Here is a 14,949-nt window from a genome sequence, read left to right on the forward strand (position 1 = left end):
GCCTCGAAGACCCGGAGCGCGCGCCCCGCCGGATAGGGTGACGGACTCGACCGACCGAAGGACTCCTGATGCACGACGACACCCCGCCGGACGACGAGGACCGCCAGTGGGTGCTGCTGCTGGACCCGGCCTGGCGACCGGAGACCGACGACGAGCCCGCACCGCCCGAGGCGGTCATCGGTGCCTGGGTGCTCGAACCCGACGGCGCGGTCGGGCCGTTCCAGCCCAACCCCGCCTACCTGCCGTCCCGCGAGGACTCGCCGACCGACCCGGTCGACGCGGCCCTGCGGCTGGCGGTGCGCGGGGAGCAGCCGGAGCGCGCCGTGGTCGAGACGATGCGGGACGCGCTGTTCGGCATCGCCCTCGACGAGCAGGGCGCCGCCGTCGTGTCGCCCGCACCGGACGGGGTCCCCTCGGTGCTGGTGGCGACCTCGCCGGTGCACGCCCGGCGGATCGAGGGGCCGAGCTGGCAGGAGATCAGCAGCGCCGACCTCGCCGCCTCGCTGCCGGCGGAGGGCGTCGACGTGCTGCTGAACCCGGGAGCCCCGGCCTCGATGCGGGTCGTGGCCGCGGCGCTCAAGGCCGTCGTCGCCGAGCCCGCGCCCAGCGCGCCCGCCCCCTTCACACCCCCGGAGCAGCGGTGACAGCACATCGAGAGGACCCCGCCGGTGCCGAGGCGGAGGGTGCCCGGGAGGACTCCGGGGACCACTGGGCGCTGCTGATCGACCCGAACTACGCCCCGGAGAACCCGGACGACCCGGTGCCGGAGGAGGCGATCGTCGGCGCCTGGTACGTCGCCGAGGGCGGCGCCGCGCAGCGGTTCGCCGCCAATCACGCCTACCGGCCGTCCAGCCCCGACCTGCCGACCGATCCGCTGGACGCGCAGCTGCGCCTCGCCGCGCGCGGGGAGACCCCCGTCGAGGACTTCGTGGCCGCGCTGCCGGGTTCGATGGTCTGCCTCGCGCTCGACGAGGAGGGCTCGGCGATCGTCACCCGCGCCCCCGACGGAATGCCGTCGGTGCTCGTGGTGACCTCGCTGGCGCACGCACACCGGCTCACCGTCGAGTCCTGGCAGGAGCTGGGCGTCGAACGGCTCGCCGCGATGCTGCCTGAGCAGGGCGTGGACGTGCTGTTCAACCCGGGCGGGGAGGCCTCGGTGCGGCTCGGCGCCGACGAGCTCCGCCGCGCGCTCACCCCGGAGGAACCGGAGGACGGGCCGACAGGTTCGTGAGGGTTTGACCGCTGCCCGGAGCCCCCCGGGCGGGGCAGCGCCGGGAGCGTCGCCCGGCCGTGGGAAGCTCGGGGCAGAAGAGGGAGGAGTGCGCGGTGTCCACTGCCGATCGAATGCACGATCTGTTGCTGCACCTGGCGGGGCGGGTGCCGGACGACTTCCTCGCCTCGGCTCGCGAGGTCCTGTCCACCGGCGTCGTCGGCCAGGTCGCGGGCTCGGTCTGCGAGCTGCTCGCGCGGGACAAGGTCTCGGTGACCATCGCCCAGGCCGGACTGCTCAGCGAGCTCGTGGACGACGCCGCCTCGGCGGTGTTCACCGGCATCCCCATCGTCGACGAGACCCCGCCCTCGGTGTGGCTGTTCGACGCCGATGAGGCGCCGGAGCGGACCGCGGACGCCACCGCCGCGCTCAGCGCGGTGCTCGCCCGCAACCCGGCCGCGCTCGGCCTCTGGACCGCTTGGCGCCGCCCGGCGCGCGGCGAGGGATCCCCGCTGCCGGTCTTCGTGGTCACCGTCGACGAGTCCGGCGATCAGCCCCGGCTCAGCGGCGAGCTGCACCGCGCGCTCGCCGACCACCCGGACGTGCCGCGGATCGAGGTCGTCGGCCCGGTCGAGGCGCCCGCCTACCAGCGCGCCGCCCGGGGTCGCGGCACCCTCACCTGGGCCTCCACCGAGCCGGTCGAGCTGCGGATCGCGCGGGTCTTCGACCGCGTCGACCCCGAGCGCGGCCCCGAGTTCGACGCGAACCACCCGCTGCTGGAGGGCGCCGAGCGCGAGGCGGCGCTGGCCTACCTGCGGGCCGGCGAGGTGCTGCTGAGCACCGGTGCGGTCCTGGAGGACGTGGTCGAGCCCGAGCGCGGCGAGGTCGTGCCCACCAGCTACCGGGGCGACGGCGTGTGGCTCTGGCCGGACGCCGTGGCCTACTACCTGGAAGAGCACGGCCTCGCGCCCGACGAGCACTTCCTGGAGCACATCCGCGCCGTCGACGGCCCGCCCGCGCGGCTCGACGCGGTGAGCACCCACCGGGCCGTGCGGCACCTCCTCGAATCCTGAGCGGCATCGCCGTGCGAGTAGTTTTCCCGGCAGGGAGTGAGGAGGACGCGCATGCCGGTCACCGGTGATTCGCGCTGGTACCTGCTGATGGACCCCGGCTGGGCGCCGTCGGCGGAGGAGACCGAGCCCCCGATCGAATCGATCATGGGCCTGTGGCCGGTCGGCGAGGACGGCGAATTGGGCCGGTTCCGGCCCAATCCGGGCTACGCGCCCACCGATCCGGAGGCCCCGGCCGATCCGCTGGACGGGCTGTTCCGGATGCTGACCGCGCGCCGCGCCGAACCGGACCAGCTGCGGCTGCTGCTGCGCGACAGCGAGCTGGAGGTCGCGCTAGGCCCCGGCGGCGGCCCGCTCGTGGTGCGCTCGCCCGACGACGTCGCCTGCCTGCTGGTCGCGACCTCGCCGAGCTACCGGCTGGACTCCGACCGGGTCGGCTCGTGGTGGCGCACCGGCGTGGACGGCCTCGCCGACCTGCTGCCCGCCGGTACCGACGTGCTGTTCAACCCGGGCAGCCCCGGCTCGCTGCGGCTGGTGGCGGACTTCATCCGCTCCGCGCGCGAGCTCTCGGCAGAGCAGGTGGCCTCGGCGCGCACCAGCCTGCCCACCGCAGCGGGCGAGGAGCTCCGGCTGCTCGCCTGGCACATCGACCCGGCGGAGGAGTCCCGATGAGCGAACCGATCCCGCAGCTGGACACCGGTCCGGAGGTGGCTCCGCAACCGGACAAGGAGTCCACGCCGACCGACTGGATGATGCTCACCGACCCGGCCTGGACCCCCGAGGACGAGGAGTCCGAGCCGCCCGGCGAGTCGCTGCTCGGCGGCTGGCCGATGTGGATGGACGGGAGCTGGGGCCGCTTCCAGGCCAACCCCGCCTACCGCCCGCTGGGCCCGGACTCCCCGAGCGACCCGGTGGACGCGGTGCTGCGCATGATGATCAGCGCCGACTACGGCGCCGACGCGCTGCTGTCGGTGCTGGAGGACACCGCCCTGGAGATCGCGATCGACGAGAACGGCGTCGCCGTCGTCGACCGCGCCCCGGACGGGGCGGCGTGCGTGCTCGTGGTGACCGCACCGATCCACCGCGACCGGGTCGAGGCCGCCGACTGGCGCGGCACCCACGCCGCGGAGATCGGGGAGGCGCTGCCGGAGAGCGGCGTCGACGTGCTGCTGAACCCGAACTCGCCCGCCTCGATGCGGCTGTCCGCCGACGCGCTGCGGGAGCATCTCGCGGCGGAGCCGGACGAGGCCGCCCGCGGACCGCTGCAGACCGAGATCGGATAGCGTGTGACCAGGGCGGCGCCCTCGCGATCGCCCATGAAGGATGTCCCCAGGAACAGCGGCCCACCGGCCCCTGAGCCCTCGTGGCGGCAGGGCGGCGGTTATGACTGAGTGCATTGCCGCAGCGAGCCGCGGAACCACCGGTCCAACCGGTGCGCGGTCATCGTGGACGCGCCCGTCGCGCCCCGCGACCCGGATCGCCCCAGGGCCCGGATCGGACCGGGGCGCCGCCACGTCCCGCAGGTGGCCGGGAGCCGTTCAGCGGGGAACGCATCGGTCGCACGCACGGTGAGTACGGAGGAACCGGGAACGTGAGCCAGAACGTCATCATGGTCACCCAGGGCACCGGCCAGGGGCACCGGAGCATCGGCGACGCCGTCGACAGCGCGTCCGAGGGTGCGGTGATCGTGGTGGGTCCGGGCCGGTACACCGAGAACCTGGTGCTGACCAAGGCCATCACCATCACCGCGGAGGACGGTCCCGGCACCGTCCGGATCGTCGCGCACAAGGGCGTCGCGGTCGCGCTGTCCGCCGATTCGGCCGCGCTGTCCGGGGTCACCATCGACGCGATCGACGGCGAGAACCCCGCGGTGCTCGCGACCGCCGGTCAGCTCACCCTCACCGAGTGCGAGGTCCGCGCGAGCGGCTGGGCCTCCATCTACGCCCGCGACTCCGGCAGCGTGCTGATGCGCGAGTGCAAGGTGCGCAACCAGGTCGGGGCCGGAGTGGTGGTCACCTCCGCGCAGGGCGGCGTGCTGGACTCCTGCGAGCTGCTGGAGCTGGGCACCTCGGCGGTCGTCGTCGCCGACGGCGGCGGGCTCACCGTGCGGGCCTGCGCCGTGCGCGGTGCCGCCGGCAACGGGATCTGCCTCAACGGCCGGGGCCGGATCACGGTGGAGGACACCACCGTCGCGGGCACCTCGAAGCCCGCCATCGCCGTGGAGCAGCACGCCCAGCTCAACGCCACCCGGCTGAACGTGCTGGACTGCAAGGGAATCGGCTTCTACCTCGCCAGCTCCGAGTCGGTGCGGCTGGAGGAGTGCCGGGTGGAGCGCGCCGGCGCGGAGGGCATCTACGTCGCCGAGTCCTGCGCGCCGATCATGCGCGGTTGCCAGGTGCAGGGCGCCCGCGGGCGCGGCCTGCACTTCGCGGGCCGGGCTTCCGGCGAGATCAGCCGCTGCGAGGTGTCCGATGTGGATGGAATCGGCATCGGCGTGACGGAGCGCAGCGTTCCCGAGTTCGACCAGACCAACGTCTCCGCCTGCACCGGCGGCGTCCGGGTGGACGACGGCTCCGACCCGTTCTTCCGCAGGCTCCGCGTCGTCGGCAGCGACGGCGCCGCGATCGCGGTGGACACCGGGGCGCGCGGGCGGCTGGAGAACATCGAGATCGACCAGACCGGCGGCGCCGGCCTGGAGGTCACCGGCGAGGCGCGGCCCGCCGTCAGCGGCCTCAGCGTCCGCCGCGCGGGCGCGTCCGGGGTCGAGGTCAACGACGCCGCGCTCTCGCTCGCGAACTGCGACATCACCGCGTCGGCCGGGGACGGCGTGCGCGCCGGGGCGGGCGCCGACGTCTCGCTGAGCAAGTGCCGGGTGCACGGCAGCGGGAAGGTGGGCTGCCACTTCGCCACCGGTTCCTCGGGTTCCATCACGGACTCGGAGTTCACCGGCAGCGCCTCCGACGGCGTCCACCTGGAGACCGAGGACTCGGTGCAGCTGTCCGGCTGCACGGTCCGCGACAACCGGGGCAGCGGCGTCCGGCAGCTCAAGCCCAGCTCGAAGATCACGGTGGAGAACCTGATCAGCGGCGGCAACGCCGCGCAGGACGCCTACGGCACCTCGGCGGCTGCCACCGCGGACCAGAAGCCCGCCGACCAGCCCGCGCAGGAGATGCGGGACCGCGCGCCGAGCGGTTCCGACCCGCTGGGCGAGCTGAACCGGCTCGTCGGCCTCGACGGCGTGAAGCGCGAGGTCACCTCGCTGGTCAACCTGAACAAGATGGCCCAGCGCCGCGTCGACGCCGGTCTCTCGGCGCCGCCGATGGCCCGCCACCTCGTGTTCGCGGGGGCTCCCGGTACCGGCAAGACGACCGTGGCGCGGCTCTACGGCCAGGTGCTCGCCGAACTCGGCGTGCTGCGCTCCGGTCACCTCATCGAGGTCGCGCGGGCGGACCTCGTCGCGCAGATCATCGGTGGGACGGCGATCAAGACCACCGAGGCGTTCAACACCGCCCTCGGCGGGGTGCTGTTCATCGACGAGGCCTACACGCTCAGCTCGGGGCGCGGCGGCAGCGGACCGGACTTCGGCCGCGAGGCCATCGACACCCTGGTGAAGCTGATGGAGGACCACCGCGACGACGTCGTGGTGATCGCGGCGGGCTACTCCAACGAGATGCGCGAGTTCCTCAGCGCCAACCCCGGCATGGAGTCCCGGTTCAGCCGGACCATCGAGTTCGCGAACTACTCCCCGGAGGAACTGGTCACGATCGTCGAGTCGCAGTGCCGCAAGCACGACTACGAGCTCGAGGCGGACGCGGTCACCGTCCTGCTGGAGTACTTCGAGGCCATCCCCAAGGACGGCACCTTCGGCAACGGTCGTACCGCCCGCCGCGTCTTCGAGGCGATGACCGACCGCCAGGCGTCCCGCCTCGCGACCGAGGCCTCGGTGGTCGCCGACGACCTCACCATTCTCAAGGCCGAGGACCTCGACACCTCCCTGGTCTGACCCGGCCGCGATTTCCCGCGACATCGCCCCCACCCACCCGGGTGCGGGGCGATTTCGCGTGAAATCGGGAGATCGAGCGCGTCCCCGCGGCCCGGACGATGCGACGTCGGTGCACCCCGTTGCGGCGAACCCCGATTTCGCGCGAAATCGCGGGCGCCCGGCCGGCGAGCGGGGTGGCCGGGGGCGCGATTTCTCGCGAAATGTCGTCCCCTCGGGAACGGGATCCGGGAGGGGGAGCGGGGTCAGGTGCTGCTGGCGTGGGCGGTCGCGGGCCGCTCGGTGGCGGCGTCGTCCTCGGGGGAGACCGGGGGGAGCGCGGCCGTCCGCTCGGTCGGGGACGCCGACTCGGTCGGTGCCGAGCTGGTGGTGGTGGGCTCGCGGGGCGCTCCGGCCGGGTCGGCGGGCGCCGTCCCGGCGGCGGTGCGCAGGGCTGCGACGTCGACCCGCACGGTCTCGCCGGAGGTGGGCGCCGGGCCGCTGGACATCGTGATGTTCGGCGGTCCGGCAGCGGTCGGGGGCGCCGCCTCGGCCGGGGTTTGCTCGCCGGTGGGCTCCTCCGCGGCGGGTGCGGAGGCGGCGGGGGGTTCGGCCGGAGCCGCGGCGAGGGCCTGCTCGACGGCGGACCGGTCCACCACGACCGTCCGCTCGACGCCGGGAGTCCCCTCGCCGACAGCGGCGGACTCCTCCTCGACCGGAGCGTCCTCGACCGCGGCCACCTCGGCGGTCTCCTCGACAGCGGACACCGCCAGATCGGCCCGCGAGATCACCTGGGTGCGCTCCACCCGCGCGTCCGCTCCGGCCTGGGCGTCGACGGCGGCCGACGGGATGACCTGGGTGCGCTCCACCCGCTGAGCCTCGGCGGGCGCCGCCGCGGTCCGCTGCATCCGCAGCGTGGACTGCTCCTCGTGCCCGAGGTCCGCCGCGAGCACCTTGGGGAACGCGATCCGCCCGCGCAGCTCGCCGGAGGCCGCCAGCAGCGCGCTGCGCGCCGCCCGGTCGGCGACCCCGAGGACGAGGATCCGCACCCGCGCCAGCTGTTCCCGGTCCAGCCCGCTCAGCACCCGGTTCAGCGCCAGCGCGACGCCCTCCGGCACGGCGGTGCACGGCACCCCGACCGTGATGGTGAGCCGGTCCGGTTCGAAGGCGAGCCGGTCGGCCGCCATCGACGACGCCGCCTTGCTCGCGGGCACCAGGGCCAGCCCGGCGGGCACCACCTTCGCGGTGATCTCGTGCGGGGTCGGCTGCAACTCGGTCGAGCCGCCCCAGCGATAGCTCAGCGGCCCGGCCGGGACCCAACCGCGCGGCGGGGGATTCGCCTGCACCACCGTGACCCGCCCGTCCGGCCCGTGCCGCAGCGCGGCGGCGAACGGTCGCCAGGTGGGAGCCCCCAGGACGTCGACGAGGTGGGCGCTGTCCGCCTCGCCCTGCCGTTGCAGCGGACCGACGGTGGAGACCACCTCGTGCCCGAGCATCCGCACCAGTTCCGCCCGCCACTCGCCGGTGGCCGTCGCCTGGTCCAGCGGCACGAGCTGCATCCGCGTCCGCACCGCTTCCGGGAACCGCCGCAGCAGCGCGGCGGCCTGGTGCGGCACCAGACCACGACCGCCCAGCACCAGCCGGGGGCGGTCGGCGGAGAACGGGATCCACTTCGCCAGTTCGAGCAGGGGTTCGCCGCCGCCCGGCACGGCCGCGAGCCCGGCGGGCACCGGCCGCAGGTGCAGCGTGCCGTCGTACCCCGAGCCGCGCGGCAGCCGGTCCTCCCAGCCGGGGCGGGGATACCGGGTGCCGTGCGCCTCGCCGGGCGCGTCCTCGACGAACCGCATCCAGCGGTGGTCCTCGTCCCCGGCGTAGACGCAACCCCCGGCGACGAGGCGTACCGGGCCGCTGGGGGCGAAGACCTCGGCATCGAACTCGCGCGCGAGCTTCTGGCCCTGCGGCCGGCCGCGGCCGCGCTCGCCGAGGGCGGGCACGGCCAGCCACAGCCGGGGCCGGTCGGCGGGCGCGCGGCGGGTCCGCTCGGCGGCGCTCACCGCCGCCCGGCAGGCCTTGCGCAGCGCGGTGCGGAACCCGCCCGCCTGGACCGCGGCGGGCGAGGCGAGCACGAGGCCGTCACCGGGGTCGACGGGCACGGCGCCGAGCAGCCCGGCGCTCTCCTCGTCAGCGGTGGACCGGTGCAGGACGAGCACCGTCGAGCCGTGCGCCCGCACCACCAGGTCGCGAACCCGCGTGGTCCCGGATTCGTCGGGGTCTGACATCGATTCGCTCTCGTTCTCCGCGCTCGGAGGTCCACGAGCGGTCCGCGCGTGCCGTCGCGTCGGAGGACCGCTCGCGGTGACCAGCTGTTCCGGGACTTCCGGCGCCACCTGCGCTCGGCTCGGGCGAGCGGCTCGCCGTGGGGTGTCCGGCTGCGGCTCCGCCCAGTGTGCACTGCTGTGCACACTAGCACCGAACGAGTGAAGCGAGCCGTCTCGCGAGGTCCCTTCCGCGCTCCTCGGCGCGAGCTTCGGTCACGCTCCGCGAACCACGGCCCCGCGGCTCGGTGAACGGTGTCGGTGCAGCTCATCGACGCCGTCGGCCGCGCGGGGGCGGGAACGGCGGCGCGGCGGAATCGCGGGTTCCGGTGCTGTCGGGGGGTTTCCCTCGGTTGGAGCGCTAGTCCGCCGCGGGCTCCGGCAGCTCGTCCGGGACGAAGCCCACCGGATCGATCAACCGCGCCGTCGCGTCCCCGGGCGCGGTGCTCGCCGCCGTCCGCCGCTGCTTGCGGGCGAGGCGCATCAGTTCGAGGTGCTCGGCGTCGGTCGCCGGGTCGTCGCCCGGCTCCTCCGCCGGGTCCAGCTCCCGCAGCAGCAGCGCCGGACCGTCCACCCCGCGATCCACGTCCAGCACGGCGAACCGGGCCCCGGCCGGGAAGATCACTTCCGCACCGGGACCACCCAGCGGGGCCGCGTCCCGGGCGCCGCGGGACCAGAGCAGCACCTGCGCGCACCCCTCGGCGGACACCGCCTCCGCGCTGGCGCTGAGGAATCCGGGCTCGGACACCAGCATTCCCGGCTCGTAGACCTCCAAGGCGTCCAGCTCCACCAGCCGGTGCACTGGGCCGCCGTGCACCGGCAGCCCGCGCAGGCCCGACATCAGGCACGCGGCGTGATCCCCGAACTCGTCGCGCTCCCGGCCGCGCAGCACCCGGTTCACCGAGACCGCGCCGAACTCGCCGGAGCCGAGGTAGAGGTGCACGGCCACCAGGTCGGCCTCCGGGCGGGCTGCGACCTCGCCGTCGGAGCCGGCCAGCGCGGCGCGCACCGCCTCCGAGCCGCTTTCGAAGTCGGTACCCGCGTGCTGGGCGAACGCGGCGCGCTGCTGCTCGCTGCTGGGCCGTTCGGCGAGGAAGGCGGGCAGCGCGGGAGCGGGCACCAGGGCCGAGCCGGTCCCGGCGCGCCGGGACGGCCGCCGCAGCGCGGACGCGGGCAGCCGTGTGGTGCGGTCGGCTGGGGCCGCCGCCGGTTCCTCGACGGCGAACGGTTGCCCGGTGGCGGGTGCCGCCGGTTCCGTGGCGGCGGTGGCCGTGGCCAGCTGGGTGACCCGGACCGAGTCGGTCTTCTCCGCGCGCTTCGCCGCGGCGGCGTTGAGCCGCTCCCGGCGCTGCCGGGACTGCCGGGACAGCGGGGAAGCGCCGGGCTGGCGCTTCGGGAGCTGGGCCGCCCCGGCGAGCGGGGTCAGCGGCACCTCGGGGGAGATCCGCGGGACCTCCGCCGCGGATCCGGCGCGCACCGCGACGGGGATCCCGGCCCCGGCGGGGAGCAGGCCGGTGAGCGGAATCCGCCGGGTGGCCAGGGACTTCAGCGGCGCCGGGCCGTCCTCGGGTTCCTCGGCCGCCGGCGCGGTCTCGACGGCGGCCGGTCCGGCGGGAGCGGGTCCGGCGGGGGCGGGTTCCCCGGTCACCGGCTCCGAGACCAGGTCCAGCTCGTCCGGCACCGGAAGGCCCGGGGCCGGGGCGCCCGACCCGGCCTCGGCGGGCAGCACCGCGGGGAATCGCAGCCGATCCGCCAACGGCCCCGCCGCGGCCCGGACCTGCTCGCGCATCGCCTCCGAGGCGATGCCCAGCACCAGCAACCGCACCCGCGCCAGCTGCTCGGCGTCCAACCCGGACAACAACCGGTGCAGCGCCACCGGGATTCCCTCGGGCAGCGGGGTGCACGGCCAGCCCAGCGCCACGGTGAGCTGGTCCGGCTCGAAGGCCAGCCGGTCGGCCGCGCCGAAGATCCCGGCCTGCGGCGCGGGCAGCAGCGCGAGCCCTGCGGGCACCACCTTCGCCACGAGTTCGTGCGGGGTCGGGTGCGGCTCGGTCGTCCCGCCCCAGCGGAACCGCAACGGCCCGGCGGGCCGCCAACCGCGCGGCGGAGCGCCCGCCAGCACCGGATCCACCCGCCCGTCCCGGGAGTACCGCAGCAGCGCCGCGAACGGCAGCCAGCTCGGTCCGCCGCGCTGGTCCGGCACGAAGGTGAACTCGGCGCGCAGGCCGTGCCGGATCAGGCCGGTGGCCACCACGACGTCGTGCCCGACGAGCGCGGCCAGCTTGCCGAGCCACTGCGGGGAGGACGTCTCCGGACTCGCGGGCACCAGCTGCATCCGCTCCCGCACCGAGTGCGGGAAGCGCCGCAGCAACGCCGCCACCTGGTGCGCCGCGATGGACGGGCCCTGCGGCGACCCGAGCACGACGCGCGGGTGCTCCGCGGACACGGCCACCGCGTGCCAGACCTCCGCCGCCGCGGCCTCGGCCGTCGCGGACGCGGCGAGTCCGGCGGGCACCGGCTCGGCGTGCAACCCGCCGTCGTGCACCGCGCCGCGCGGCAGCAGCGTCTCCCAGGGCGGCTGCGGGTAGCGCGCGCTGCGCAGCTCGCCCGCCCCACCGCCGGAGGGGAACCGGACCCAGCCGTGGTGATCGGCGCCGGTGAAGATCGAACCGCCCGCGACGAAGGTGATCGGCCCGTCGGGCGCGTACACCTCGACGGAGAACTCCCGCGCCATCTTCTGCGCGGCGCAGCGGCCCCGGCCGTCCGGACGCCCCGCTCCGGAGACCGCCAGCCACAGCCGGGGCGAGTCCGATTCGGACGCCCTGGCGCGCGCGGCCGCGACGACCGCCATCCGGCTCGCGTGCCGCAGCGCGGTGCGGAACCCGCTCGCGCGCACCGCGTCCGCGGCGGCCAGCACCAGACCGTCGCCGGGCGCGACGGGCACGGCGCCGAACACCCGCAGCTCGGTCTCGTCGCCGCCCGAGGAGTGCAGGATCAGCACCGTCGAACCCTGCGACCGGACGATGAGATCGCGGACCCGGAGGGGTGCGGCTTCCGGTTCTGACATCGACCCGCTCTCGTCGTGCGCGCTCGACGGTCGCACCGGCCGCGGCCCGCCGGAGATCGGTCGATCCACCCGTCGGGCGCGGCTGTCGGGACACCGGGCGCGGTGTTCGGTAGGCAGGGCGGGCACCGCACGGCGCTCCGCGCAGCGCTCATGATCGCATCCGCCGTTCGCGGTGTCGCCGGTTGCTCAGCACCGACCGGCAGGGGAGCGGTGCGACGCGCGTCGATCAGGCGATGTGCTCGGCCCGCCCGGTGCGGCGGCCGCGGCCCTCCGACCGCTCGCGCTCCTCCACGACGCGCCCGTCCCGCAGCGCGACGACGCGGTCGGCGTAGGCCGCCGCGGCCGGGTCGGCGGAGAACAGCACCACGGGCAGGTCGAACTCCTCGCTGCAGCGCCGCAGCAGCCGCAGGTGGTGCCTGCCGGTCACCACGTCCAGCGCGGCCGTCGGCTCGTCGACCAGCAGCAGGTCGGCCTGGTGCAGCACGGCCCGGGCGACCGCGACGCGCAGCTCCTCGGCGCGGGTCAGCGAGGGGGTGCAGCGCGCGAGCAGCTCCCGCACCTGCAGCGAGTCGAGCGCGCGCTCCATCAGCTCCGGGTCCGGGCGCCGCCCAGCGGTGTCCAGCGGCAGCAGCAGGTTGTCGGAGACGTCCAGCGCGGGCAGCAGGTTCTGCCGCGGGTAGACGACGCCGACCCGCTCCCGGCGGAACTCGGTCCGGGCCGCCTCGCCGAGGCGGGTCAGCTCGGTGCCGGCGATCCGCACGGAACCGCGGGTGGGCCGCTCCAGACCGGCCAGGCAGCGCAGCAGCACCGACTTCCCGGAGCCCGCCGGGCCGAGCACGGTCGTGCACCGACCGGGGAAGACCCGCAGGCTCACGTCGCGCAGCACCTGTCGGCGGGCCGTCCCGAACTCCTTGGTGATCCCGTCGGCGATCATCGCGCCGTCGCTCATCGGGCCTCTCGCGGACACCGAGTCCTCCTCCTCGTCGTCGTGCCCGGCACGTTCACCGGCGTGCCTCCACCGTCGCCGACCGCGGAGCGCGGGCGGATCATCCCTTCGGCCGGAGTCCTCCCGCGCTCGGACGAGATCGGGCGCACGTGCCTCTGCCTAGTCAGACGTGCCGGGTGCACCGGGGTTGCTCGCGGGCCGCACCGGGGCGAGCCGACCGGCCTAGGCCGATGGGGCGACCGAACGCCACGTGGCCGCGACCCCCGGTGCGGGGGCCGCGGCCACGTGGTCGCGGTCAGGTGCCTGGCGGGCCGGGATCAGGCCGAGGCCGCCAGCCAGGTCGAGCGCCCGGCGTGGGTGGGTACCCAGCAACCTTTGGCGGCGGCGCTCCGCTCGGGCTCGGGGTCGGCCAGCGCCAGCGCGGCCTCGATGACCTCGTTCGCGGAACCGGTGGTCCGCCACAGCACGGTCTTCGGGAACAGCACGTCCGGCTCGTCTCCCGGGATGCGGGCGGCGTCGGCCTCGTCCTCCCCGTAGAGCTGCACGATGTCGATCACGCCGTGGTGCGCCCGGATGCCGACGACGGCGATCAGGGCGCCGTTCGCATCGCGGGGGTGCGCGAAGTGGAAGTCGCGGGCGATGAGTGCCTGCAAGCCGTCCGTAATGTCGTTCATGACGCCACCGAGGGGTTCTGCGCGAGCGCTGGTCGATTGCGGGAGAGGGCCGAGGTTCAGACGATCAGGTCATCGAACTCGCCGTCCTTGGCCCCGGACACGAAGGCCGCGATCTCTTCCCGCGTGTAGATGAGAGCGGGGCCGTCGGGGTAGCGGGAGTTGCGCACGGCGATGTCGCCGTCCAGCAGCGAAGCCAGCTCCACGCAGTTGCCCACCGAGCCGCTGTGCAGGCTCTTGCGCCAAGCGACCTCGGGCAGCTGCCCCGCGATCATTCCGTTTCGGATCTCCGGCATCGAAGTTCCAGCCTTTCCCCGACTGCTTGCAACAACCAGATGCACGTGCATCCGATCGTGCAAGGACCGTATCACTGAACGTTGGAATGATGAATGCACGTGCAGACGCACGACCGCCCGGGTAGGTGACGGTTCGGATCAAAGTGATCACAGAGCGTCCAACTATTGCGAGCACAATCGCAGATTAATCCTGCTTACGGCTTCGTGCAGGGTCGAGCACCGCGGAGAGCCGCGTCACGGCTTCACCGAAAGTGTGCCGCACATCACATGAAACGGCGATGGTGGGGTCTAGCTCGCCGCGCGGAGGGCCTTGCGCGTGGCTTGCAACGTCCTGCGGGTCGCCTCCGGCGTCTGCGCGTCGACCGCGAGGCGGTGGCTGACCTTGCTGTAGATCTCCACGTCCTCGGCCTTGTCCAGGTAGAGCGCGCCCGAGAGGTGCTCGAGGTAGACGATGTCCGGGATCTCCTGCTCGGCGAACCGCAGGATCGTGAAGGCGCCCTCCGCCCCGGAGCGGCCCAGGTCGAACGGCAGCACCTGCAACGAGATGCTGGGCAGCGTGGTGATGTCCAGCAGGTGATCGATCTGCTCGAGCAGCACCTCGGCGCCGCCGATCGGCCGGTGCAGCACGGACTCGTCGATCACCGCCCACAGCCGCGGGGCGTTCGGCTGGGTGAACAGGCGCTGGCGGTGCATCCGCAGCCGGACCCGGCGCTCGACCTCGTCCTCGACGGCCTCCGGGCGGCCCTGGCTGGCGATCGCCCGCGCGTAGTTCTCGGTCTGCAGCAGGCCGGGCACGAACTGGATCTCGTAGGTCTGGATCCGGGAGGCCGACTCCTCCAGGCCCACGTAGTCCTGGAACCAGGACGGCACCAGGTCGGAGTAGCGGTGCCACCAGCCCGGCCGGTTGGACTGGCGGACCAGTTCCAGGAACGAGCCGCGCTCGGTCTCGTCGGTGACGCCGTACAGGGTCAGCAGGTCCGCGACGTCGCGCTCCTTGAACCCCACCCGGCCGAGCTCCAGGCGACTGATCTTGGAGCCGGACCCGCGGATCTCGTAACCCGCGTCCTCCCGGGAGATGCCGCTGGCCTCGCGCAACCGGCGCAACTGGTTCCCCAGGACCAGCCGGCGGGCGGTGGGGCCGCCGGTCGCGGCTCCATCCGTGGTCACGTCCAGGCCTCCTGCATTCCGCACGGTCGACATCCCCAACGCATCGTCGTGCCTCCGGCACGCACGGTTGCCAAGCACGGCAGTCTAGCCCATCTCGTCGCACTACCTACGAAGGTTGTGAACCGTTCCAGCAGGTCGAGTCGCACCATGATCGATTTGTCACCCGATCGGCGATCGGTCCCCTTCGCCGAGCGCGCGAGTCCTCCCCAGGACGGCCGCGACGATCAG

At 74.4% G+C, this 14,949-nt stretch carries 12 protein-coding genes; 6 read left to right on the top strand and 6 right to left on the bottom strand.

What is annotated here, in order from left to right; translation table 11 throughout:
• Positions 1-68 precede the first annotated feature (68 nt).
• From ACL03H_RS22825 to ACL03H_RS22850, 6 genes are all read left to right on the top strand, one after another.
• Positions 69-644 carry a type VII secretion system-associated protein gene (locus ACL03H_RS22825; protein ID WP_412813353.1) on the top strand — a complete coding sequence of 192 codons (576 nt, stop codon included), beginning with the start codon at positions 69-71 and terminating at the stop codon, positions 642-644.
• Positions 641-1,231, top strand: coding sequence for a type VII secretion system-associated protein (locus ACL03H_RS22830; protein WP_412813354.1), 591 nt, complete (start codon positions 641-643; stop codon positions 1,229-1,231). Before ACL03H_RS22825 ends, ACL03H_RS22830 begins: the two co-directional genes overlap by 4 nt.
• 95 nt (positions 1,232-1,326) lie before the next feature.
• Positions 1,327-2,283: a hypothetical protein gene (locus tag ACL03H_RS22835; RefSeq protein WP_412813355.1), complete on the top strand. Its 957-nt coding sequence runs from the start codon at positions 1,327-1,329 to the stop codon at positions 2,281-2,283.
• Positions 2,284-2,334: 51 nt separating this feature from the next.
• A complete protein-coding gene (locus ACL03H_RS22840) occupies positions 2,335-2,952 on the top strand; it encodes a type VII secretion system-associated protein (protein WP_412813356.1) in 618 nt (205 codons plus the stop codon).
• Positions 2,949-3,563 carry a type VII secretion system-associated protein gene (locus ACL03H_RS22845; RefSeq protein WP_412813357.1) on the top strand — a complete coding sequence of 205 codons (615 nt, stop codon included), beginning with the start codon at positions 2,949-2,951 and terminating at the stop codon, positions 3,561-3,563. The genes ACL03H_RS22840 and ACL03H_RS22845 overlap by 4 nt, the downstream gene beginning before the upstream one ends.
• A 308-nt stretch (positions 3,564-3,871) precedes the next feature.
• Complete coding sequence (locus tag ACL03H_RS22850) at positions 3,872-6,283, top strand: right-handed parallel beta-helix repeat-containing protein (RefSeq protein WP_412813358.1); 2,412 nt, start codon at positions 3,872-3,874, stop codon at positions 6,281-6,283.
• 242 nt (positions 6,284-6,525) lie between these two features.
• Here ACL03H_RS22850 and ACL03H_RS22855 read toward each other — a convergent pair whose 3' ends face one another.
• The 6 genes from ACL03H_RS22855 to ACL03H_RS22880 all read right to left on the bottom strand — a co-directional run bounded on the left by ACL03H_RS22855 (position 6,526) and on the right by ACL03H_RS22880 (position 14,754).
• Positions 6,526-8,538, bottom strand: coding sequence for a hypothetical protein (locus ACL03H_RS22855; RefSeq protein ID WP_412813359.1), 2,013 nt, complete (start codon positions 8,536-8,538; stop codon positions 6,526-6,528).
• Between the two features lie 397 nt (positions 8,539-8,935).
• Positions 8,936-11,641 carry a hypothetical protein gene (locus ACL03H_RS22860; RefSeq protein WP_412813360.1) on the bottom strand — a complete coding sequence of 902 codons (2,706 nt, stop codon included), beginning with the start codon at positions 11,639-11,641 and terminating at the stop codon, positions 8,936-8,938.
• 226 nt (positions 11,642-11,867) lie between these two features.
• The gene (locus ACL03H_RS22865; protein ID WP_412813361.1) at positions 11,868-12,608 is read right to left on the bottom strand and encodes an ATP-binding cassette domain-containing protein; all 741 of its coding nucleotides are present in this window, start codon (positions 12,606-12,608) and stop codon (positions 11,868-11,870) included.
• Between the two features lie 296 nt (positions 12,609-12,904).
• Positions 12,905-13,261 (bottom strand): hypothetical protein, encoded by a 357-nt coding sequence (locus ACL03H_RS22870; RefSeq protein ID WP_412813362.1) that lies wholly within the window; start codon positions 13,259-13,261, stop codon positions 12,905-12,907.
• Positions 13,262-13,317: 56 nt separating this feature from the next.
• On the bottom strand, positions 13,318-13,554 hold the full coding sequence (locus ACL03H_RS22875; RefSeq protein ID WP_412813363.1) for a DUF397 domain-containing protein: 237 nt from the start codon (positions 13,552-13,554) through the stop codon (positions 13,318-13,320).
• A 288-nt stretch (positions 13,555-13,842) separates the two neighbouring features.
• Positions 13,843-14,754: a helix-turn-helix domain-containing protein gene (locus ACL03H_RS22880; RefSeq protein ID WP_412813364.1), complete on the bottom strand. Its 912-nt coding sequence runs from the start codon at positions 14,752-14,754 to the stop codon at positions 13,843-13,845.
• Positions 14,755-14,949 lie beyond the last annotated feature (195 nt).

It is taken from the genome of Saccharopolyspora antibiotica (assembly GCF_047200635.1).
In the GTDB taxonomy this organism is placed as follows: domain Bacteria; phylum Actinomycetota; class Actinomycetes; order Mycobacteriales; family Pseudonocardiaceae; genus Saccharopolyspora_C.

What these genes read in the sequence shown, in the direction of transcription:
- ACL03H_RS22825 (WP_412813353.1), top strand. Translation starts at nt 69, where the DNA reads ATGCACGACGACACCCCGCCGGACGACGAGGACCGCCAGTGGGTGCTG.
- ACL03H_RS22840 (WP_412813356.1), top strand. Translation starts at nt 2,335, where the DNA reads ATGCCGGTCACCGGTGATTCGCGCTGGTACCTGCTGATGGACCCCGGC.
- ACL03H_RS22845 (WP_412813357.1), top strand. Translation starts at nt 2,949, where the DNA reads ATGAGCGAACCGATCCCGCAGCTGGACACCGGTCCGGAGGTGGCTCCG.
- ACL03H_RS22855 (WP_412813359.1), bottom strand. Translation starts at nt 8,538, where the DNA reads ATGTCAGACCCCGACGAATCCGGGACCACGCGGGTTCGCGACCTGGTG.
- ACL03H_RS22860 (WP_412813360.1), bottom strand. Translation starts at nt 11,641, where the DNA reads ATGTCAGAACCGGAAGCCGCACCCCTCCGGGTCCGCGATCTCATCGTC.
- ACL03H_RS22870 (WP_412813362.1), bottom strand. Translation starts at nt 13,261, where the DNA reads ATGAACGACATTACGGACGGCTTGCAGGCACTCATCGCCCGCGACTTC.
- ACL03H_RS22875 (WP_412813363.1), bottom strand. Translation starts at nt 13,554, where the DNA reads ATGCCGGAGATCCGAAACGGAATGATCGCGGGGCAGCTGCCCGAGGTC.
- ACL03H_RS22880 (WP_412813364.1), bottom strand. Translation starts at nt 14,754, where the DNA reads ATGTCGACCGTGCGGAATGCAGGAGGCCTGGACGTGACCACGGATGGA.